Genomic DNA, 21,284 nt, shown 5'->3' on the forward strand with positions numbered 1-21,284 from the left:
AAGCCTCCAGGTTTACCAATAGCTTTGCCGGAGGTACATTACAGTATTGTTCACCCGAACAGATCAAAGGATTGCCTTTAAAGCTGAATACCGATTTATGGAGCTTTGGAGCAATCGCCTACGAGATATTTACTGGAAAAGCCTTGTTTCAGGTGGAAGGAAGTACTTCAGCCAGTGCGGAGTGGCAGAACGAGGTGTCGAAGAAGATTCTGCATGAAGATTATTCAGCAAAGCTGGTTCAGCTTCCCGGCAATTGGCCGGCGGTCGTAGCGGCCTGTCTGGAACGCGATATGAACGAGCGGGTAAAGGATGCTGAGGAACTATTGAAGATACTCAAAGGAGAAACTTCAGTTGAAGATTCTGCTGCAACCCAGATCTTACCCCAAGCCGATAATAATGCCACGCAGATATTCAGTAAAGAACCTGCGGAAGAAAAGAGAGAGGAAATAAAAACCGAATCAGGAACTAAAAAAGCGCAGGTAAAAAAAACACCTGAAGAAAACAAACCGAAGAAACAGGATGTAAAATCTACGCTCCCTAAACCGCAAAGCTCCAATAAGAAAGTATGGATGGGAATAGCAGCAGGACTTATCACTGCTGTGGCGGTAGCTTATGGGTTTACTTATATGAATACTTCTGATAGCGAAAATCGATCTTCAGCAGAAATAGCTGAGATGCCGGTAGTGTTTAAGAAGGACAGTCTTTTTGGGTATAAGTCAAAGGGGAAAATAGTTGTCCATCCTTCCTTTATCATGGCCGATGGTTTTATAGAAGGCAAAGCTAAAGTAAGTACCAAAGACAGTACTTTTTTTATAGATACAAAAGGTGATTGGGCAGCAAGTTATTCTGATGATAAAAGAGAAGAGGCTATAGCCGATAATAAAAACAATAAAAAAGAGGAAAATAAAAACGAAGAAAAGAATAATGAAGAGATCGTAAAAAAACTAAGCCTGGCAGAGCAGAAATCATTGTTTGCAAAAGGTAAGGATTTGTATGATCAACAAAAATATCAACAAGCATATAATTCCTTTTTGCCAGCTGCTGAAACCGGGTATATGGAGGCTCAAAGATATGTTGGATTTCAATATCACTACGGACAAGGAATCAAAAAACATTTGCGTACGGCCTATAAATGGTATTTAAAAGCAGTTAGACAAAATGATTCCGAATCAATGAATTCTATTGGTTTACTTTATACTAAAGGGGGAGCTTTTGAATATAATAAACAAAAAGGATTTGAATGGTTTAAGAAATCTGCATTAGCTGGGAATAGAAATGGACTATTTAATTTAGGACATTCCTATTTTTATGGCTATGGAGTCGAAGAAAATAAGGAAAATGCATTAAAATATTTTAATAAATCAGCTGAGAAGGGAAGTGCAGCAGCAATGTTTACTTTGGGGGAAGTTTATGATAGAATGGCTTTTACAACTGGCGTGGAATATGATTGGGAAAAAGCCCGGAGTTGGTATGAAAAAGCAAGTGAGAAAGGACATATTGAAGCCCAAAGAAATTTAGGGGAATTTTATGTTTTTGGGATTGGTGGTGTTCAAAAAAGCTTAGCAAAAGCTAAAATATTATTTAAAATAGCGGCAGATGCCGGAGATGAAAAATCTAAAATTTATTTAAGGGTTATTGAAGATGCTTATAATCAAAAGGTTAGCGTGAAAAATATAACCAAGGAATCAGATTTGGGAAGTAAAATTTTTATCAATGAAAATATTTTAAAGCCATCAAATTTTGATCCAATAGTTAGTAGTAAATATACAAGTGGTTTTACGTGGAAGATTTCATATGATTTGGGAGAAACTTATAAATATTTAAAAATTTTCGCTGAAGACGATAAAAAAGATTCTTTTTTCCACCTTAATTATACTTTACCTAAAGGTACTCATCAGAGAGGCGAGCAGTCAGTTACTATATGGTCAACTAATAATAGGTACTATAACGGACGTAGAGTAATAGGATATGTTTATTATAAGTGTCAATTTTTTGATGAAAATGATAGCTACGGGAGCTATTATATCGTAAAGGTTCCGGCGATGGTGTGTTGGAAACCTAAAAGATATTATTAAATAGGTAAGAGAGTAATATCATAAGGGAATTTAATACCATGAAACATATTTCAATTCTAATTTTTATTATAAGCTTTAGCGCCTATTCCCAGGAATGGCTTCCCTGGTCATCCTGGGAGAAGGCTATGGGAGAAGAATTGATCTATAGGAAAAGGGTGAAATATACCACCAGAGATACCTATGCGGTACAGTTAGAATGGAAAAACGACTCCAATTCAGATCTCAAAATAAAATTCGAAGTCCGCGATAAAAAGAATAATAAGCAGATTAAGGTCCTCAAAATTCCCGCTGGTAGTACAAAAGCAATGTTTGCTGGTACAAGTTTTAAAAATATGGAAATAAGAATAAGGCTTTTAAATATTGGTTTTCTAACGAAACCAGATAATTAAAATATTATTCATTAACCTTATTAAAATACGATATTTGTTGAAATGCTCGTTTGGCCTTTAAAGCAGAATCATCCTCCGGTTTCCAGGTTATTCTTTCGCAATTTTTTTCTGATACAACTTCACAATTTGAAAGTTCAATTCGAGTCTTGGCTTTATTCATATTGGATTCTCCAGAAATATCAAAAAATAAAGTAAGAGTGCATGAAGTTTCGCAGTTTAAAACTGTATTTATAAGACACCTTAAATTAAATTTAGATATTTTACTTTTTCTGGTAGCTCGTTCCCACACGTTTACAATTAAGAAATCATCTTCAATTGAATAATTTTTAATTTTCACTGCGACATCCGGATTCGTGGTGTTGTATATTTTGATATCAAACACTGCAACGGTTTCCTCTAAAACTTTAATATTTTCACCCCATTCCGGTTGTTTTTGGATTTGAGATTGCGTTGTAAAGAAAACCAGGCACAAACCAATAAGAATAAATTGTTTTACCATACTAGAACTATAAAAATTTCTCTATAAGTATTTTTAAATAGGTAGAAGAAAGATCATATTTTTCGGTTTCAAAATATTCATTTCCTTTTACCCATAAAGTATCATTCACCAATTTATTTTTTTTATCCTCAAGACCTAGTATTAAATACCTTGACATAAGCATCTGGTCATGAGGATAGTCAGATTCAACGAGCATGGCCATTTCGTAAGCGGCTTTGCTATGATGCTGACTTGCTGCTTTAGAAAACCATTGAGCAGCATCATAATAAGATTGTTTAAGGAATTTTCCTTTTAAAAAAATTCTTCCCATCTGGTACTGAGCTTCAGCATCTCCTTCCCGCGCCTTTTGGTTTATATCAACCAGGTTGGCAACTTGCTTTTTGGTCCCCATGAATTGAGGAATAATTATTTGTTTATAGGCTTCGGGATTTTCCACTTCTGGACAGGGTTTAGACTTTCTTTGAATAATTTCATTCATTGCCTCAAATCCAGGTTCATTCTTCTGTCCCCTTAAACTTGTGGTGCATAACGACAATATCAAAACATAAAGAATAGTTGGATGTAAACAGGATTTCATCATTATAATGTTTTTAAAAGATTAATGGTCTTTTCAGGTGAAGGGATTGGTTTGATATATGATTCATCGGTTTCTTTCAATGAGTTTACTGTACCAAGGTAATTGATAATGATATTCATCTCATGATAGGTTCTATCTCTTCTCCCAAACAAACTCCTGTCCCTCTTTCCGTTAATTTTTATTTCAATGGGAGTATTCTTTTCAAGCCTATAGATCGTAAAGTTATCGCGCTTGGGTTTACCCAGTTTAAACGCATCATAGTCCAGGTCAATAACGGGCATCCCATCATAATGAAACCTGAAACATTTCCACTTAAAGGCAGAGTTTAATAGACTAGTATAGAAAACATCCTCTATCTTATGAGCTTCCTCATTAATTATCCGTAGCTGTTTTGACTGGTTAGCTTGCTTCAGCTTCTGTAATTTGTAAGGCTCTAAATAGTCAAACTTCACTAAGGTTTCTTGAATAGAATCGGAATTATGGTCTAGTAGAAAGATGAAATCAGATTTATCCAACTGTGATTTTTTGAACTGAGATCTATTAAGCCATAGCTCTTCTCCATTTACTTTTCCGGAATAAGAAGGTATTTCTTTTTTCCAGGATTGTTGTAATTTACGATCTTCAAAAGACCTGGCATCTTTAGTATATACATAAGAATTATCAAAGATCTGTATGATATGCTTAGGCTTTTTGGTTTTCAGAATCACTCAGGTTTACTTACGAATTTATAGTTGTCTTCTTCCAATTGAATATACTTAGATGGTAATTCTATGTAATTTAAATCTGAATACTGGAAGATCTCTGCCGGTAGATTTACTCTAACGGTGTAGGCTGTATTTAAAATATCCTTAATATTGAAAACAATAATTTCTCCAGATATTTGATAGAGGTCATACGCCATAAGTTGGTACTCCTTATTCATTGAATACATTTCGAGATATCCATCTTCAAAAGTATCAATAGGCATAGAAATTTCCGTGAGGCTAACTTTGCCTGTAAAATTTACATAGTCATCCATATCGGCCACCGCTTCTTCAACAGTAACGTTTCCCGGAAATTGGATGAAATTAAAACCGGATATAGGTTTGTTATTAACATCCAGTAATAGGATCTCTCCATCGGAGTCCACCTTTTCCTTTTTAAGAGTATTCATGGTAAAAGATTCTTTTATTCTAGGGTTCAGATGAATAAGGCTATTTCGCTTTTCCCAACTACCCATACAGAAACTAAATCTCATGCCTTCGCAAAATTTCTCATAAAAGAATGTGCCGTCCTCATATAGTTTTAAACTGCTCCCACAATCTTCAAACTCTTTATTCATTTCTCTCCAGATAGGAACTTCCTGAGCATTGACATTCAGAAAAAACAGGAGCAACAGTAAGAGAGAAAATTGTTTTTTATTCAAGATTAGATTTTTAGGTCTGTATAAATATATAAAATCTTTGTATTTCGCACTTAAACAAGAGTTTAGTAATTTTTGATTATTTCAGAAATTCACTCAAGAATTTCCACAAGGACATTTTGCATCTTGTATGTTGTTATTCTATGCAATAATAGGATTTCAGGCTTTTTTAAAGGTGAAGTTATTTTTATCAAGCAATACAGAAGTTTTCAATTCTTATTTTTACTGGGCTTAGCTGAAAACGAGGTGTAATCCAAGGATACAACTATTTCCAGAATTGAAACTATAGGTTTTTATTCCTCTTTGGTTAGTTTTTTTAATCGAGCCTGATAGGCCTGCAAATAGTTCCTTTTTGTTTTCTCATCTAAATAGGAAGCCATAGTCAAGGTACCTATCTGATCGGAACCATTGAGCATGGAAGCCATGATAGTATTAAACTGCTTAGAGGATAAGCCTACCTGCTCGGCCAGGACTTTAAACTGTCCAGCCACATGGGTTTGGGCCAGGTGGGCCGGTAGTAGACCACCGTCCAATGCAAAATCCCTATCCTCAATATGAATGCGAGTATTCAGCAGGTCATAAGCAGGACTTAAGCGGTGATCTCCCATAGGTGTTTGCAGAATCGCAAAATTCTTAAGGTGGGCATCTCCATTGGAAAACAAATAGTTGAACAACAGAAGTTTAAACAATTTAGGTGTTTCCACACGGAAGGCGGGAAGGTATTTCTTCATAAGTTCAAATAAATCCAGGTAATTCCCTTCATATTTATAATGGTCCCCATGGGTCTGTGGGGTTTTACCGGCTAGTGAAGCAAAATCCTCTTTGGCCTTTTTACTGCCATCCGCTTTTACATCAAATCGTTTGGTGATGTAGGCCGGATCGCCGTTTTTAAAAAAGATGAGCGCATTTTCTGCGGTCTCGATCCCGAATACCTGTCGCGCGATCTGCATAGTCAAATGTTCATTGGCCGGCATCTGGTCCCGTTTTTTTCCGGAATTAGGAATGGGTTTTAGAATATAGGTACCCCGCTCTCCTTTTTTAATCAGGCGTAGTTTGTTCTTTTCCAGCAATACTGAAAACTTTTCCTGGACCCCTGATATGGATATCCGCTTTTGATTCTCTTCGAATAACTTATCCGTTGGTGCATCTGAATTTGGAGCCTCATAGGGTAGGATATGGGACACCTTGCGTCCATCGAACACCCGTTTTAGACTGGTTCGGCTATAGGTATCAAAACCTGGGGCCAGGGTCCCAGGACAATGCGTAAGTTTTAGTGTCATACGGAGGCTTTAAGTTTTTTAACTGTGATGGCCCCAACAGTATCATAACGGGCCGTAGACATCAGGATACCAAAATAGTCGTCGGCATCCAGACGCTCAGCCTTGCAAACAGCTTGTCGATTGGTCCCTTCCGGAATCATATTATAAAAGAACGGAAATAAATATTGGGAATGGTATTCCTGTTGGGACCGGGGTAGGGTAAGACTAATAGGGGGATTGTCCACATCGGCCAGCCAGCGGTCCAGATAGCGGAAAGTAAAACTGCCGTCATCATGCTGCTGGAGCACCCCGGCCTCTGTTCCTTTATATAAAATAGTGGCTTGTCTCATTTAAGCTATATCTTTTTAACCTGAAGGGTGAGCTCTAGGCCTAATACATCGGTAATCTTTTGTAGGGATTGTAAGGTAGGATTGGCCTGTCCGGTTTCGATCTTATACAAAGTAATGATCCCAATATCGGCCATCTCAGCTAATTGTTCCTGGGTGATACTCATATGGTCCCGGCGCTTTTGAATGATCTTTCCAATTTGTTCGATTGCTTCCATTTTTTATATGCTAAAATCCATAGTATAGTGAGGATTTACGAGTCAAAATTACTTGTTGGATTCAAAAATACACTAAAATCCATACTTTAATAAGTATTTTGATGTTTTTTAGCTGAATTACATTCAAAATACATTGAAACCCATACTTTAATGAGGGTTCACAGGGTATTTTTTGGAAGTAGTAGCGGAATTACAAGGCTGAAAAGGCCGGGATTGAACTTATTATAGATTAAAGTTTTAGTTACGAGGGTGCTTGTACACCTGTAAGGTGAGGCATTAGTTGCACTCACTAAATGCGTAAAGCATATACAACAGCGTGGGCTTTCTTATGTTTTGGAACATTCTTGATGGTTAAATATTCTTTCTTATAAGGTACAGTGAAAAAGACAATTCGGGTTAACTAAACAAAATTGTTTAGTTTGGAAGGGTTTTTGTATCTTTGAATATTATAATTAAAAACAATCATGTTTCCCGAAACACATAAAATTGCAGGTATTCATCCAGGTCTTATTCTTAAAAGAGAGATGGAGAAACGAAATATGAAGAATGTTGAGTTAGCTTCATCTTTAAACGAACATGCGCAAACCATAGGCGCTATTATTAAGGGTAAGCGAAAAATCAACCCGCAATTATCTATTAAATTAGGAGATAGTTTTCATATTGCTCCAGACTATTTTATGCAGCTACAGGCTAGCTACGATGTAAAAAAAATTCAGTCCAAGCAAAGCCAAAAAACTCCTAATTTAAAAATTTTAAGAAAAATTTTGTTTTGGGACACTGATATCGAAACTATTGACTGGAATAAGTATAAGGATGCTGTAATTCAGCGTGTTTTTCAAAGAGGCAACGAGCAGGAAAAGAAGGAAATAATTCGTTTTTATGGATCCAAAATAGTTCAGGATAGTTTGAATAAAAATGATAATTCCTATTATACAATTTTTTAGGCTTGAGAGGGGGGGGTAAATGAAAATATATCGCAATACTGTAACAGATACGTTATGGAAAGTTTTAAATGATTTAATGGAATTCCGGGATTTGGAACCGTTCCGATTGGTCGGTGGTACTTCGCTCAGTTTACTTATGGGACACCGGAAATCCGTCGACATTGATCTTTTTACAGATGCTCCTTACAAGTCATTAGATTTCTCTGCTATAGAGAGTAAAATTGAAGAGAACTTTTCTTATGTGCAAAATAATAGTTCTTCCTTATCAGTAGTGGGCAAATCTTTTTTTGCTGGGAATAGTGAAGAAGACGTTGTAAAAATCGATCTTTTTTATACGGATCCATTTGTATTTCCCGTTATCGTGCATGATTCTATTAGGCTTTCGTCTATAGAGGAGATTGCGGCGATGAAAATGGAAGTTATTGGGCATGCTGGCCGAAAAAAAGATTTCTGGGATATTCATGAATTATTGGAAAAATTCTCATTTGAAGATATTCTTAAATTTTATGAGAAGCGATACCCCTATAATTATTCTAGAGAAGAATTATTGAATAAATTCACGGATTTTGAACATGCTGATTATGATTTTGATCCAATTTGTATGAAAGATAAAACATGGGAACTTATAAAATTGGATCTCGAAGATAGAAAGGCGGAGTACCTAGAATCTTAAAAGATACTATTTTGTAACATCTATTTTTTCTACAAATTGCAACCATTTTTTAGACCACAAGTAAAACCATTAAAAGTCAAAAATAAATATATAGATCAAAATTCCATTGACCATTATTGATGCCGTAAACAGGGTTAATGCCCAAACGGGATAGGCTTTTGATTTCTCCAGGTTTTCTCCAAGGTTTTTCATTTCCCGGCAATGGTCCTCCAGTACTTCTTTAATATTGATTTGATGCTCCTTGAATAAATTTTCGAAGGCTCTGCTGTCGATGCCAATTTTTTCTTCCTGGATTCTCTGCAGTTTTTCAACTGTCTTTTCAAATTGTCCAATTTCTGAAACCAGAAGTTCACTAAGTTGTTCTAATTTTGCCATAGTATTTTATTTTAAAATCCCATTCCCATATCCATTCCTTTGGATATCGTTTTTTTGATTACCTCTTTAGCTATAGCCTTTAGCATTCCGGTAGAGAGTTCTACTGTTTTCCCTGCTAATTTTAATTGTGTATTTTCTTTTAAGAAGCTGGACACACTTTTATCGGAAGCCAGTTTTTTTCCTATGTTGCCACCGGTCATGGAACGATGTACTTCGCTACCTTTTAGATTGTATTTATCAAATTCAAACCGAAAGCCCTGAAGTTTATCAGCTTTATTAATACAGGGAATTACTTTAACACCATTTGTTTCCATTCCTTTAATATAATCCTGGAAGGTCCTTGGTTTGAACTGCCGCATGGTTAGATCGTGACGCCTTTTGATCTCTGTTCTAATGGCTGAAAGATTATGATCCTTTTCCCATTGTACCTGCTTTACAGTAGTGAGTTGCATTCGCTCAGCTACTTTTTCCGCCGCCAGCTGACTACGTTTACCTACGAAACTATCATTGTAAGCATTCCCTTTAAAATCGATTCGGTTTACATAGAGGTGAATATGTTTATGAGGTTTATTTTGATGCACAAAAGCAATCGCCTGGCGATCACCTAATTTCATTTCATTCATGAAATTCTCACATATTCTGGAGAGTTCCTTTTTCTCCAGGTTCTTTCCATCTTCAATAGTGGGGCTAATAATAAAAGAAAGTGTATTCTTTTCACAATTATCATTTAGGTCCTGGGTCAGTTTAAATTCCCTGGAAATCTCATTGGGAGATTCTCCCGCGATATTTTGGGAATAAACTACCTGTGCATTCTTTTCCTGATTCCATCCATATTCCATACTAGCTTTGGTGTGAGCGATAGCTTTTCCTTTCCCAATCATCGGTTTAAATTTTGAAGGTGGATTTTTATTTCATCGGCCAGTTTATAAATAGCATTAGTAAGTTTAGGATCTTTCTTTCGGAACATATTCCCAATGGATTTAAAATTATTATGAAACTTTAGCAGGGTTTTATAAATATCAATCTGCTCATCAGAAAGTCGTTCCTTGATCTCTTTTTCATAGATTGCTCTTCTGCAGAACTCGCTTATAGAAAGTCCGCTTTGTTTGGCTCTGATGTAAAGCATCTTCTTTTCATAGATGGAACACCTGAATTTTATAAATTCACTTTTCCCCTTAAACCTCTCCTTTTTTTCATTGCGACCATCGGGAGTAATCAAGATTGTGCCCACAGGCACACATCTTGCATTCCCTTCTAACGCTGTCGCAGGTAATATAAGTTCCTTTTTATCCTGCTCTTTTTTTAAGAAATCCTTTTCCCTTTTTAAGTCAGATTTTACACCATCGTTATTATTATATTTTCCTACCATGAGCTTTCATTTTTTCATTCAGATCTGTAAAACCGATATAAAAATCACTACAATCCGTGACGTTATCATAAAAGAACAAAAGCTCTCTGGTAGCTTTTTCCCCTGCAGGATCATGGTCCAGAAATAACAATACTTCCGAATACTTAGAGAATAGGTTTCTGATATCTTTAATAAAAGCCAGTGAATTAAGAACGATACAATCGGAATATTCTACCAGCTCAGTATTCAGAACGGCAAGGGATAAAAAATCAAAAATCCCTTCCGTAACCAGTAAACGATTTGAAGAATGATTAATAAAACTATATGATTTTGGAGAGGAGGAATTCTTGCAATACTTATTTCGAAGTTCCCATCCGCCCAAATGGTTTTCTAATCCAATGGCGAAATATTCCTGGCTATTAATTCTATAATATACTTGTTTACAATAGGTATGTGCAACTTGTAATGAAATTCCCCTCTGTATAATATACTGAATTAATGCCGGATGATTTAGTGTAGTACAACGAGCTATATAAATACTGCTATCCTGATTATTTGATGCTACAATAGGAAGCGGACAAAAAGAAAAATCAAATTGGCCATTGGATAGTAAATTAATTGCTTCTTTAAATGAACAATTCCTAATTGTCATTATCAGGTCAATCGTATTTCCACCTTTTCCACGTCCGTAATCGAACCAAAGATTTTTCTCTAAAGAAACGTTGAAAGAGGCTTGTGTTTCTGACCGAAGGGGACTCAGAAACCAAGCTTCTTTTTCCGTTGTTCTGGTGGGGTAGTGACCTAATTTTGCGAGTGTTTTTACGATGCAAATATTACGGGCGCTACTCCATGATAAATTTTTCAAGTCCATTTTTTATATTTTTATTTACCCATCTACCCAAACCTGTGAGAATAAGGGATTCGGTGTGATTGGATATATTTTTTCTATCTACCAATTACCCTGGTAGTTGGGTAGTTAAAAATTATTTCTAATTACCCACTGTAAAAGCTCATTTATAGAGGTTTCAGACGTATATGGGTAATTGGGTAATTAATATTTTATAATAACTCAGTAGGAGAGTTCTTGAACAGTGGTTTGATAAGATAACCATAGACTCGTTCTTTAGCTGGTTTAAATCTTTCATAGTCTAGCGCTTTTAAAGCTCTTCCCATATTATACATATTCAGCCGTGGGTTGATACATGTCAATTGGATCACCAGGTCAGAAGCTGTTTTAAAATCGGCAGGATCGCTACTTTTTATGTAATATTTACTGAGTAGTTCTTCTTCCATGCTGGTTTCCCGGTAGGTTTTATTCCTTTCCTCATTCTCTTTAATATCCTTAATAGTGAGCTCCGGATAAAAGTCTTCATCTATGTAGGCTAGATAAAATGCCTGAGCCCAGACATTATTAATGTCAATCTTCGAGGAGTAATTAAAATCGATTTTACCATCAAGTTCAAAACACAACCAGCGCACGGAACCGGTTTCATCATTTAGGAAGGTGGCCCGGTTGGTGGAACCTATAAAACTACATGTGCGATATAAGGTAGTATTCCGCTTCTCATAAGGAAGCCGCTCATTTATCATGGTTTTCGAGAAGTAAGCCTTTAAGGCATTTATTTCTTTTTTTGCCAGAACTGATAATTCATCAAGGTTGATTAAAAAGTTTCTGGTTAACTGAATTCTGGCATCCTTATCAGTGGTCATATCCTCGGCAAAATATTTGGATAGGGCAGGAGGGTTTAAAAATCTACACCAGGTTGATTTTCCTGAATTCTGTTGAGGATGTACCAGAACCAGACATTGCTTGTTAAAATATTCCTTTTGTAAGGCACATTTTACGCAACGTACCAGCCATTTTCTGAAATGATATAGGAAAAGCACCGGTTCCTTTATAGGTAGATATGACGCCAAATCTTTAATATGATCCTCACCATTCCAATTGGGTAAAGATTTGAAGTACTCCGAAATAGGATTGAATTTGGTTATAAAATGGGATTTTAGAAAAATTTCCAACTTTGAAGGATTTACTTCGATATTGGACTGTGCCAGCTCTATTAGAAAGGAATTTATCTCAAAGACTTCCCACTCGTTTTGATTCCTTAATGAGATTTGAAATTCATGTCCCAGTTCATCAAATCGGATATCATACTTGTCAACCATATATTCATTTACAGTATCGTAGATAGTTTTTTTCTTATGCTCCTTTACTCCGTATATTTTGTTAGTCGATGAGGCCATAATTGTGAGCTACTTTATTAGAATCTTTTCTTATTCCTAAAGGCATAATTCAGAGCCTCCGTTTTTACTTCATCTCTGGATTTTCTTTGATTTGAGAGAAGCCATTCATCAATTTTTTCTTTAGAGAAAAAGATCATTTTGCCCCTTGGCTTGGAAAAAGGAATCTCACCTTTGGCGGTTAGCTTATATAAATAGCTCTGTGAGATTCCGGTATACTCTGAAGCTTCTTCAAAGTTGAGGACGTTTTTGTGGGTACGAACCAGTCTTTCAATACGATCCAGTTGTTCAAGGATTTTTAGTATTTCCATAATTGAAATTTTTAAGTTTAAAAAAGGAACAATTGCGCCTTTATTGGTTGAATTCTGGAGCTAAACTAGGAAGGGAAGTAATGGAGAATGTATGCTATGGGGACGGGGTATGTAAAATGATAGATTTAGTATACAATAATTGGAAAGTAAGAGAATAACCTATTTTCAAAACTTCTAATTATACCAAACAATTATGGATTAAATGTAGAGTGCTCAATTACTTGTCCTAATAGGATTTACAACTGAATGTTGTTTATTTACAGCATAAAGGATAGGTTTGTTGTAAATAAGCGACAAAATGAGGTCTAAAAAAGCATTGATCCTACCTAAATACCAAAAAATTTTTAATAGAATAGGAGAAAATATTAAGCTTGCTCGTAAACGGAGAAAATTAACTGCCGGGCAGGTCGCTGAGCGGGCGGGAATTCATCGTTCTACGCTACACCGAGTGGAAAGTGGTGATCCTTCAGTTGCAATGGGAATCTATTTCAATATATTGAAAGTATTAAAACTCGAAGATGATTTTTCAAAAATAGCAAATGAGGATATACTTGGCCGTAAACTTCAGGACTTGGATTTACTCTAAGTTGTGACTGAGGCCAAAATCATTATTTATGTATATACCGATTGAAATTTCGATAAGTAAAAATTGATTATGGAACCGGCTTTCAAAGCTGAATTCTAATGCATAGTCTATTTGAGACTCTGGAAAATTGTATTCAAAACTTCATTTTGTTTAGATATAGGAGTGCGGGTAGGAGCATTTTTTAAAGTGTTGTAATTATATTTTTTACCATCAGGTCTAAGAATCAATCCAGAGGTGATAAATAGATTTTTCAATGTCATTGAATTATTAGGAAATGTTTTAATTAGAGCATCAAAGAATTCTCTGCAGGTTGGACCATCCATCTTCAAATGAATTTTTGAACTATGACTATTCCAATCTTTAAGTAAAACATTTTTAAAATCCTCCATAGAAGTTTCTTCCTGGTCAATGAGATCAAATCTGACCAATTCATTATATAATCGGTTTATTTGAAAATCTGAAATGGATAAGTTGAAGTTATGGAATGGTTTGGCAGGTTTGATTTTTGGTTTTTCTGAAAATGAAGAATTAAATTTTTCTCCCCATGAAATGAGACAGAAAAAGGCACCTAAAGAAAATACAAGAAGGACTAATAAATGAAGTGATATACTTGAGCTTTTATAAGTTTGATTAAAAGAAAAGATCAGGTGCATGAAACTTAGCCCAGTCAGATGAAAAAGAATTCGTGGTTTTTCCAGGTACCCGGTAATGCCGAAGTTTGAATTAATAAAATAAAAAAGGATTATGGGCGCATAATGAATGGCCAAACGGCTATAGATATAGATAAAAGCCAGGCTAAACAAGTATGTAAAGACATCAAAATTCATAATCCATCTGAAGCTCTGGTATTAAATAGGCGGCTTCTTTTTTCTTCTTGTCTACAATTTTCGCGTATACCTGAGTGGTTCTTATTTCTTTATGACCTAATACCTTTGAAACAGTATATATATCGGCGCCATTTTCAAGTAAGAGAACAGCGTGAGTATGTCTTGCACTATGAAAGGTTATATGTTTGGTGATACCTGCTCGCATACACCATCTAAGGATTTCAGCATTAAAATGAGCACCATATTTCAAACCCTGAAAAACTCGATCACTCCCTTTTCTTCTTTTCCCTAGCAAATTTCTTGCTTGATCTGAAATATATTGATATTCCTGTCCGGATGTTTTCTTCTGTTTAAAAATCAGTCTAGTGCCTTCTTCTTCATCTCTTACTTCAGCCCAGTTAAGCTTATTGATATCGCTCCATCTTAACCCGGTTAAGCAGCTAAAAAGAAATGCATTTTTTAATATTTGATGTTTGCATCTGGCTTTTGCCAAGCCTTGTAATTCTTCATGAGTTAAGTATTCTCTTGAAGTTTCTCCCTGGGCAAATCCTTTTACTGTTGTTGCAAAGTTTCTGCTGGTATAGCCGTCATCAAAGGCATTTCGTAAAGCAGCTTTAAACTTGTTATAATAGGTGTACTTCGAATTTTGTGATAGGGGAGTGCCAGATTTTGTCCTCGCAGTTTTATTCAAGTGCTTTTTAAATCCAAGAACAAATTCCTCATCTATATCTTCAAAAGTGATGTTTCGCTTTTTGCAGTAATCCTCAATATGATTCTGAGCTGCATCCCAATTGTCATAATTTCCTTTGCTCTCATAGCGTTCTTCTTTCAACTTATCATAATAAGTAAGGAACAACAATTTATCCTTAGATCTGTCCTTGATGCCATATTTACCCTGGGCATATTCAGCACGGCGAATGGAAAGAATCTGTTCAGCTCTTAAGAAAGTCTCTTCATTTTCCTTTTTTTCTGAAGCATTTTTAGGGTTGATGTGCAAATATTCCTTAAGATACTCAAATTCCCTGTTATGAACCTGCTTCCCGTTTTCGTCCAGCTCACTACCTTTATAATAGTCAAGATAGAGGCTATACTTACCTGTGGCTAATTTTTTCTTTCTAAGCTTTATTTTCATAACTATCTAATTTCCATAAATATATAAAAAATATCATACTCAGGTTCATAATATGTATCTCGAAATAGTCAATTTAACATTGGGGTACATATAAGATACATAATAGGTCAAATAAAAGTTCTATTAAAGAAAAATAGGATACTAAAAAAGGGGTCTGAAGACCCCGTTATTATTGAATTTTATACTTAAATGATATCAATTGATATCAAATAAAATTTACTGTTTATTTTCCAATACAGAAATTGGCAAAAATATTACCCAGAAGATCGTCATTCGTGATCTCACCAGTGATCTCACCAAAATGATGTAAAGCCTGGCGAATATCAATTGCTAATAGATCTCCCGATAGATCGGCATTTAGACCGTCTTCTACCTTGTTGATCTCTTCCAGGGCTTTTAAAAGGGCCGCATAATGTCTGGAATTAGTAACGATTGTATCACTATTGCGAAGAGCTCCTGTATTTACGAATTCCAGTAATCTATCCTTCAGCTCTTCAACCCCAAGGTTTGTTTTGGCAGACAATAACAAAAATTCTGCTCTTTCAGCATGGCTGGAGATATCTTCGAGTTTTGCCTTTAGATTTTCTATTTCCTCGTCGGCTAAGCGATCAGTTTTATTGGCGATTATCAATAATGGTTTTTGCGGAAACTTATTCTTGATCTTTTCGATTTCCACCCTTACTTCCTGAAGTCTTTCTCTGTTGACGGCAATCTGGGAACTATCTACTAAGTAAACAACGACCTGCGCCTGTCCAATTTTTTCAAAAGTCTTTTTGATCCCGATGCTTTCAACCACATCTTTGGTTTCACGTATCCCTGCTGTATCTATGAATCTAAATCCAACTCCGCCAATACTCATTTCGTCCTCGATAGTATCTCTGGTGGTTCCTGCAATATCTGAAACTATCGCACGCTCCTCATTTAAAAGTGAATTTAACAAGGTAGATTTGCCAACATTCGGCTCACCAACGATGGCGACGGGAATACCATTTTTCAAAACATTTCCTGTGGCGAAAGAATCTATAAGTCTTTTTAATACGGTTTGAATTCTGGAAACAAGATCTCTGAACTGATCTCTATTTGCAAACTCAACATCTTCTTCAGCAAAATCCAATTCCAGTTCAATTAGAGATGCGAAATTCAGCAATTCTTCACGTAGTTTCTGGATCTCATTAGAGAATCCACCTCGCATCTGCTGCATGGCCATCTGGTGAGAAGCGGCATTTTCAGAATTTATAAGATCGGCCACTGCTTCTGCCTGACTAAGATCCATTTTTGCATTAAGAAAAGCACGAAGGGTAAACTCTCCTGCTTCCGCAGAACGACATCCTTTTCGAATTAATAATTGAATGATCTCCTGTTGAATATACGGACTCCCGTGACAGGATAATTCAACGGTTTCCTCCCCGGTATAGGATTTAGGTGCCCGAAAAACCGAAGCCAGAACTTCATCTATAGTCCTTTCGCCATCCATTACATTACCTAAGTGAATGGTGTGAGTGGCCTGCTCTGCTAAATCCTTTTTACTTTTGGCTTTGAACAGGGGAGCAACTATCCTGATCGCATCGGGACCTGAAACTCTAATTACAGCAATAGCACCGGCACCGGAAGGTGTGGCTAAGGCAACAATAGTATCATTCAATTTCATGTGGCAAATTTATAAAAGAAATTATTGCTATCCCTATTTATGTAACAAACCTCAAATCTTCTCGTCTTTTATACAGAGACCATCATTAACCATCAAAATTTAAAAATGAGAGAAGACAACCAAATGTTAGTCATGACGCACCTTAGTCAGTTATTAGACCTGGTGACGGGAATTGGGGGATTTATAGTTCCGCTTATCCTGTGGCTAACCCAAAAAGATAAAGTGGCCGGAATGGATATGCACGGTAAAATGATCCTGAACTTTCAAATAAGTCTGTTCATTTATTCTATTATTTGTATTCCTTTGATTTTTTTATTCGGTTTAGGAATATTAGGATTGATAATCATTGGTTTAATCGCTTTGATCCTTCCCATAATGAATGCCCTTAAAGTGAGTAATGGCGAAATGCCTTATTACCCATTAACGATAGAATTCCTTAAATAAAATATCGCAGACTTCCTCCTGATTTCACCCTGAGCATAGACGAAAGATCACGATATCGACTTTTTAAATCTTAAACTACTTAAGAAGCTGAAACGAGATCAGCCAAAGGTGAAAAAAGTATAGTAGTTGGTTTTTTCAGTTAGTACGAAAAAGCCCCGCTAATTTAGCGGGGCTTTTTCTATATATTAATGTATTTTGATTTCTAGCTGTTAAGCATAACCGGCATCACCAGCATAGTGATCTTTTCTCCCGGATCCAGTCCATCTACCGGTGTAAGAATTCCAGCACGATTAGGAAGACTCATTTCCAGCATTACTTCATCTGCAGTTAGGTTACCCAACATCTCGATCAAGAATCTTGAGTTGAAACCAATCTGCATATCGTCGCCTTGGTAAGAACATGTTAAACGCTCTTCTGCCTTATTGCTGTAATCCACATCTTCTGCAGAAATATTCAGCTCGGCACCGGCGATCTTCAACCTTACCTGGTGAGTTGTTTTATTAGAGAAAATTGAAACCCTTCTTACAGAACTTAAAAACTGGTTTCTTTCTATTGTAAGTTTATTTGGGTTCTCTTTGGGAATCACCGCTTCGTAATTTGGATACTTCCCATCGATCAATCTACAGATCAGTTGAGTTTCATCAAAAGTAAATTTCGCGTTCGAGTCGTTGTATTCAATCAATACTTCAGATTCGCTTCCGGCAAGAATTCCTTTTAGGAGATTCAAAGGTTTTTTAGGCATGATGAATTCTGCAGCCTGGTTCGCTTTAATATCTTCTCTGGAATACTTAACCAATTTATGAGCATCTGTAGCTACGAAAGTAAGTCCGTCCTCAGTAAACTGAAAGAAAACTCCACTCATCACCGGTCTAAGATCATCATTTCCTGAAGCGAAAATGGTCTTGGAAATAGCAGAAGAAAGAATATCAGCTTCAACAACTGTACTGCTGGGATCTTCAAGCTCTACCGGGTTAGGGAATTCTTCACCATCAGCGTATGCAAGTGCATATTTACCGTGGTTGGAACTTAATTCTATGGTATTGTTATCTTCAACAACAAACGTAAGAGGTTGCTCCGGGAAGGTCTTTAAAGTGTCTAAAAGTAGTTTCGCAGGAACTGCAATTTTACCTTCAGAATCTGATTCTACTTTAAGTTTCGCAGACATCGTAGTTTCAAGGTCTGAAGCAGAAACCGTTAGTTCGTCATTATTAAGATCGAAAAGGAAATTGTCTAAAATCGGTAACGTGTTACTGTTATTGATTACCCCTCCAAGTATTTGTAGCTGTTTCAGCAGATAGTTGCTGGATACAATAAATTTCATCGGCTTTTATTGATTTATTTTGAATCAATTACAAATATATTTTAATATGTCAAAAATAACGGGATGTTCAGTTAGTTTTTATTAACAGACTTTAAGAGGGAAAATGATTCAAATAGCTGAATAATAAATAATTACAAAATTAAAATGAATTGAAATTGTTAATATGTGGTTGTTAGATGCTTCTGAGATATCTGCGGAAGGTTTACTTCACGTATTTCTGCTTTCTATAGAAGGTGAAAGCAACTCCAAAGATTAGGAGTAAAATAATAGGGCCGGCAAGGTTTATCAATTGCCATTGTTCTCTTTGAGTAGCTGTTTTTTCTTTATCCAGGAATGCCAGGTTGATCTCTTTAGAGCGAATGTCTATAAGACCTGTATCGTCAAGAAGATAATTCACGGCATTCAGAAGAAATTCTTTGTTTCCGTATTTATTTCCGGTGTAACGCTGAAATCCGAGTTCTAAAGGTTTTCCTCCCTGAAGATCATTTTTTATCACATCTCCATCTGAGATCACCAGCATTTTTGAATCCATTCCCAGGTCTTTATGATCTGAAATTTTAAATGGTTTCACCCTGTTCTTATATACAGACTTAAATTCTCCTTCCAGCAAAACTGCCAATGGCTGCTCTCCGGAATTATAGCTATTTATATCAGGTTTTTTGCCAACCATATCAAGACTTATCTGGGCTGGAACTCCTTCTAATTTAGTCTTAGGAGAGCTGCTTAATAGAATGGTCTTTTTAATGTCGTTTGCAAGGGTATCTATAGGATTCGCATACTCATATTTCACCGCCTCGATATTGTTGATAATCGGGTGCTCATTTGGAGAACTTGTGAGCGGACTATAGAACCAAGGGTAAGGATTGAACCTTGTATTCTGTCCGCTTCCACTCGCCAGAACGATAGGAGCAGAGTAGAGGTCGTTCACAATTTCAGGATTTATGCGTATACCGTAGGAGAAAAAGTAATCGCCTAGATTGAGATCTCTTGGCAAAGCAATAGCAGTGCCCCGCTCGTTAAAAAGACTGTCGGTTTCCATATTGGTAACTTCGGTGAGCCACAATATTTTACCGCCGTTCATGAGATATTGATCTAACACGTATTTCTCATTTTCAGAATAGGGCTGAGTCGGCTTTGGTTCCAGGATCAGGTCATAAACTTTAATATCTTCAAGTGTCTTCTGCGGATTTACCGCTGCGGAATCCAGTGTAAAAGGAGCCATAAAATAATACTCCTGAATGGTCTTAACGAAATCTGCAATTTTAGCATCAGCTAATTCCCCGTTTCCGCGCATCACGGCGATCTTTTTTTGACGGGGATAGATCAGTTTGCTCAAACCGTCTGCCAGTGAATATTCTAATTGCTGAACTGAAGCATTTACCCGCTCCTCATCTGTAGCACCAATCTGGTTTTTCAATAATGGGATCTTTACGGTTTGATCTCCGTAATTCGCGATCGCCCATGGAAAGATGATGCTTTCGCTATTTTTACCGTTCTCCTGAACGTTAAGTCTTGCCGGGGTCATGCCCATTTTATAGAACTCTTCGGCAATAGCATTGGCATCGCCACCTTCTTCCAACGGATCTACAAAATTGAATTTTATATTTCGGTTATAGGCTGAAAATTCTTCCAGCATTTGCCTGGTTTCACTTTGAAGTCTTCTGAATTCTGAAGGGAAACTCCCTTCCAGGAATACATCAAAGATTACCGGTTGCTCAACATCAGCCACGATCCTTTTGGCTGCAGGGGACAGGCTGTATCGTTGATCCTGGGTTAGATCGAACCTGTAATAGACTTCAGAAGCCAGGAAGTTTGCTGCGATAAGAATTACCAGCAAAATAAGTAAGGATTTTATCTTATTCTGATTCTTCATTATCTTCTGTTCTTAGTTGCTGAAAGATTGATCTCCGTTAGTTTAAGGAACAGAAATATGAGACTCAGAAAATAGATAATATCACGAGTGTCTACCACACCGCGACTTATACTTTTATAATGATAGCTTATTCCGAAGGATTCAAGAATATAACTTGAAGTTCCGAAAATGCTAGTTCGCCCGAGACCTTCAAAAGCATAATAGCAAATGAAGCAAAGGAATACTCCCAGTAAGAAAGATACGATCTGGTTGGATGACAGGCTGGAGGCAAAAACACCTATAGCAGCATAACAACTGCCAAGAAAGATCAATCCTATATAAGAGCCGACGGTTGCTCCAATATCCAAATTCCCGACAGGTCTTCCCAGCTGCGAAACGGTTAATACATATAATAATGTTGGAATAATAGCCAGGATCACTAGGAATAGAACACCTAGATATTTACCAGTGATCAGCTTCCAGAGCCCGATTGGTTTGGTAAGCAGGATCTCCATGGTACCCATTCTTGTTTCGTCGGCAAAGCTTTTCATGGCGATTGCGGGGATCAGGAATAGAAAGATCCACGGGGCCAGGTTAAAGAATGGTTTGAGATCTGCAAACCCGCTATCCAGAATATTATAACCTCCAGAAAATATAAAAAGAAAGAATCCGCAGGCAATAAGGAACAATCCAATAACAAGATAGCCTGTTAAGGATGAGAAAAAAGATTGTATTTCTTTATTCAGTATCGCCAGCATACTTTCAATTATCAGTTATCTGTTCTGTGTTTAATTTCATTTCATTTCGACCGCAGCG

26 protein-coding genes are annotated in these 21,284 nt (G+C 36.5%); 7 read left to right on the forward strand and 19 right to left on the reverse strand.

The genetic code is table 11. The annotated features are described in order from the left end of the window. Together G530_RS16330 and G530_RS0100010 are read left to right on the forward strand one after the other, a co-directional pair. Positions 1-2,075: tetratricopeptide repeat protein (locus G530_RS16330; protein ID WP_035715597.1), on the forward strand; the 2,075-nt coding region annotated here is incomplete at its 5' end. Between the two features lie 38 nt (positions 2,076-2,113). Continuing rightward, positions 2,114-2,464: a hypothetical protein gene (locus G530_RS0100010; protein WP_026932574.1), complete on the forward strand. Its 351-nt coding sequence runs from the start codon at positions 2,114-2,116 to the stop codon at positions 2,462-2,464. A 4-nt stretch (positions 2,465-2,468) separates the two neighbouring features. Here the strand turns inward: G530_RS0100010 and G530_RS0100015 are convergent, their stop codons facing one another. From G530_RS0100015 to G530_RS0100045, 7 genes are all read right to left on the reverse strand, one after another. Next, complete coding sequence (locus G530_RS0100015) at positions 2,469-2,963, reverse strand: hypothetical protein (RefSeq protein WP_026932575.1); 495 nt, start codon at positions 2,961-2,963, stop codon at positions 2,469-2,471. Positions 2,964-2,970: 7 nt separating this feature from the next. Further along, a complete protein-coding gene (locus G530_RS0100020) occupies positions 2,971-3,543 on the reverse strand; it encodes a tetratricopeptide repeat protein (protein ID WP_026932576.1) in 573 nt (190 codons plus the stop codon). After that, positions 3,543-4,247: a hypothetical protein gene (locus G530_RS0100025; RefSeq protein ID WP_026932577.1), complete on the reverse strand. Its 705-nt coding sequence runs from the start codon at positions 4,245-4,247 to the stop codon at positions 3,543-3,545. Before G530_RS0100025 ends, G530_RS0100020 begins: the two co-directional genes overlap by 1 nt. Then, a complete protein-coding gene (locus G530_RS0100030; protein ID WP_026932578.1) occupies positions 4,244-4,945 on the reverse strand; it encodes a hypothetical protein in 702 nt (233 codons plus the stop codon). The genes G530_RS0100025 and G530_RS0100030 overlap by 4 nt, the downstream gene beginning before the upstream one ends. Before the next feature lie 290 nt (positions 4,946-5,235). After that, positions 5,236-6,222, reverse strand: a complete 987-nt coding sequence (locus G530_RS0100035) for a type II toxin-antitoxin system HipA family toxin (RefSeq protein ID WP_026932579.1) — start codon at positions 6,220-6,222, stop codon at positions 5,236-5,238. Continuing rightward, on the reverse strand, positions 6,219-6,551 hold the full coding sequence (locus tag G530_RS0100040; RefSeq protein ID WP_026932580.1) for a HipA N-terminal domain-containing protein: 333 nt from the start codon (positions 6,549-6,551) through the stop codon (positions 6,219-6,221). The genes G530_RS0100035 and G530_RS0100040 overlap by 4 nt, the downstream gene beginning before the upstream one ends. Before the next feature lie 5 nt (positions 6,552-6,556). Continuing rightward, positions 6,557-6,766 (reverse strand): helix-turn-helix domain-containing protein, encoded by a 210-nt coding sequence (locus tag G530_RS0100045; RefSeq protein ID WP_026932581.1) that lies wholly within the window; start codon positions 6,764-6,766, stop codon positions 6,557-6,559. A 464-nt stretch (positions 6,767-7,230) separates the two neighbouring features. Here G530_RS0100045 and G530_RS0100050 point away from each other — a divergent pair, with 464 nt between their 5' ends. Next, positions 7,231-7,710 carry a HigA family addiction module antitoxin gene (locus G530_RS0100050; protein WP_026932582.1) on the forward strand — a complete coding sequence of 160 codons (480 nt, stop codon included), beginning with the start codon at positions 7,231-7,233 and terminating at the stop codon, positions 7,708-7,710. Between the two features lie 19 nt (positions 7,711-7,729). Next, a complete protein-coding gene (locus tag G530_RS0100055; protein ID WP_026932583.1) occupies positions 7,730-8,383 on the forward strand; it encodes a nucleotidyl transferase AbiEii/AbiGii toxin family protein in 654 nt (217 codons plus the stop codon). Between the two features lie 69 nt (positions 8,384-8,452). Here G530_RS0100055 and G530_RS0100060 read toward each other — a convergent pair whose 3' ends face one another. The 6 genes from G530_RS0100060 to G530_RS0100085 all read right to left on the reverse strand — a co-directional run bounded on the left by G530_RS0100060 (position 8,453) and on the right by G530_RS0100085 (position 12,658). Continuing rightward, entirely contained in the window at positions 8,453-8,758 is a 306-nt protein-coding gene (locus tag G530_RS0100060) for a DUF6730 family protein (RefSeq protein ID WP_026932584.1), read from the reverse strand. Between the two features lie 11 nt (positions 8,759-8,769). Continuing rightward, complete coding sequence (locus tag G530_RS0100065) at positions 8,770-9,639, reverse strand: relaxase/mobilization nuclease domain-containing protein (RefSeq protein WP_026932585.1); 870 nt, start codon at positions 9,637-9,639, stop codon at positions 8,770-8,772. Continuing rightward, positions 9,636-10,127 carry a mobilization protein MbpA gene (gene mbpA, locus G530_RS17765; RefSeq protein ID WP_240472113.1) on the reverse strand — a complete coding sequence of 164 codons (492 nt, stop codon included), beginning with the start codon at positions 10,125-10,127 and terminating at the stop codon, positions 9,636-9,638. The genes G530_RS0100065 and mbpA overlap by 4 nt, the downstream gene beginning before the upstream one ends. Then, positions 10,111-10,977 carry a toprim domain-containing protein gene (locus G530_RS0100075; RefSeq protein WP_026932587.1) on the reverse strand — a complete coding sequence of 289 codons (867 nt, stop codon included), beginning with the start codon at positions 10,975-10,977 and terminating at the stop codon, positions 10,111-10,113. The genes mbpA and G530_RS0100075 overlap by 17 nt, the downstream gene beginning before the upstream one ends. 188 nt (positions 10,978-11,165) lie before the next feature. Next, positions 11,166-12,350 carry a VapE domain-containing protein gene (locus G530_RS0100080; RefSeq protein WP_035715599.1) on the reverse strand — a complete coding sequence of 395 codons (1,185 nt, stop codon included), beginning with the start codon at positions 12,348-12,350 and terminating at the stop codon, positions 11,166-11,168. Positions 12,351-12,367: 17 nt separating this feature from the next. Further along, on the reverse strand, positions 12,368-12,658 hold the full coding sequence (locus tag G530_RS0100085; protein ID WP_026932589.1) for a helix-turn-helix domain-containing protein: 291 nt from the start codon (positions 12,656-12,658) through the stop codon (positions 12,368-12,370). A gap of 298 nt (positions 12,659-12,956) precedes the next feature. On the opposite strand from G530_RS0100085, the gene G530_RS0100090 reads away from it, so the two are divergent. Further along, complete coding sequence (locus G530_RS0100090) at positions 12,957-13,244, forward strand: helix-turn-helix domain-containing protein (protein WP_026932590.1); 288 nt, start codon at positions 12,957-12,959, stop codon at positions 13,242-13,244. A 107-nt stretch (positions 13,245-13,351) separates the two neighbouring features. On the opposite strand, the gene G530_RS17575 is transcribed toward G530_RS0100090, so the two are convergent. Further along, entirely contained in the window at positions 13,352-13,672 is a 321-nt protein-coding gene (locus G530_RS17575) for a hypothetical protein (protein ID WP_156888572.1), read from the reverse strand. A 34-nt stretch (positions 13,673-13,706) separates the two neighbouring features. On the opposite strand from G530_RS17575, the gene G530_RS17580 reads away from it, so the two are divergent. Further along, on the forward strand, positions 13,707-13,844 hold the full coding sequence (locus G530_RS17580) for a hypothetical protein (RefSeq protein ID WP_156888573.1): 138 nt from the start codon (positions 13,707-13,709) through the stop codon (positions 13,842-13,844). Positions 13,845-14,060: 216 nt separating this feature from the next. Here G530_RS17580 and G530_RS0100100 read toward each other — a convergent pair whose 3' ends face one another. Then, positions 14,061-15,203, reverse strand: coding sequence for a site-specific integrase (locus G530_RS0100100; protein WP_026932592.1), 1,143 nt, complete (start codon positions 15,201-15,203; stop codon positions 14,061-14,063). 223 nt (positions 15,204-15,426) lie between these two features. Then, a complete protein-coding gene (gene mnmE, locus G530_RS0100105; RefSeq protein ID WP_026932593.1) occupies positions 15,427-16,851 on the reverse strand; it encodes a tRNA uridine-5-carboxymethylaminomethyl(34) synthesis GTPase MnmE in 1,425 nt (474 codons plus the stop codon). 105 nt (positions 16,852-16,956) lie between these two features. Between mnmE and G530_RS0100110 the strand changes: the two genes are divergently transcribed. Then, positions 16,957-17,295: a DUF4870 domain-containing protein gene (locus G530_RS0100110; RefSeq protein WP_026932594.1), complete on the forward strand. Its 339-nt coding sequence runs from the start codon at positions 16,957-16,959 to the stop codon at positions 17,293-17,295. Between the two features lie 202 nt (positions 17,296-17,497). Here G530_RS0100110 and dnaN read toward each other — a convergent pair whose 3' ends face one another. The 3 genes from dnaN to gldF form a co-directional block, all read right to left on the reverse strand. Continuing rightward, complete coding sequence (gene dnaN / locus G530_RS0100115) at positions 17,498-18,616, reverse strand: DNA polymerase III subunit beta (protein WP_026932595.1); 1,119 nt, start codon at positions 18,614-18,616, stop codon at positions 17,498-17,500. A 202-nt stretch (positions 18,617-18,818) separates the two neighbouring features. Then, positions 18,819-20,489: a gliding motility-associated ABC transporter substrate-binding protein GldG gene (gene gldG, locus G530_RS0100120; RefSeq protein WP_026932596.1), complete on the reverse strand. Its 1,671-nt coding sequence runs from the start codon at positions 20,487-20,489 to the stop codon at positions 18,819-18,821. Further along, positions 20,489-21,226 (reverse strand): gliding motility-associated ABC transporter permease subunit GldF, encoded by a 738-nt coding sequence (gldF, locus tag G530_RS0100125; RefSeq protein WP_026932597.1) that lies wholly within the window; start codon positions 21,224-21,226, stop codon positions 20,489-20,491. The genes gldG and gldF overlap by 1 nt, the downstream gene beginning before the upstream one ends. Positions 21,227-21,284 lie beyond the last annotated feature (58 nt).

The sequence above is a fragment of the Christiangramia echinicola DSM 19838 genome, from assembly GCF_000423065.1.
In the GTDB taxonomy this organism is placed as follows: domain Bacteria; phylum Bacteroidota; class Bacteroidia; order Flavobacteriales; family Flavobacteriaceae; genus Christiangramia; species Christiangramia echinicola.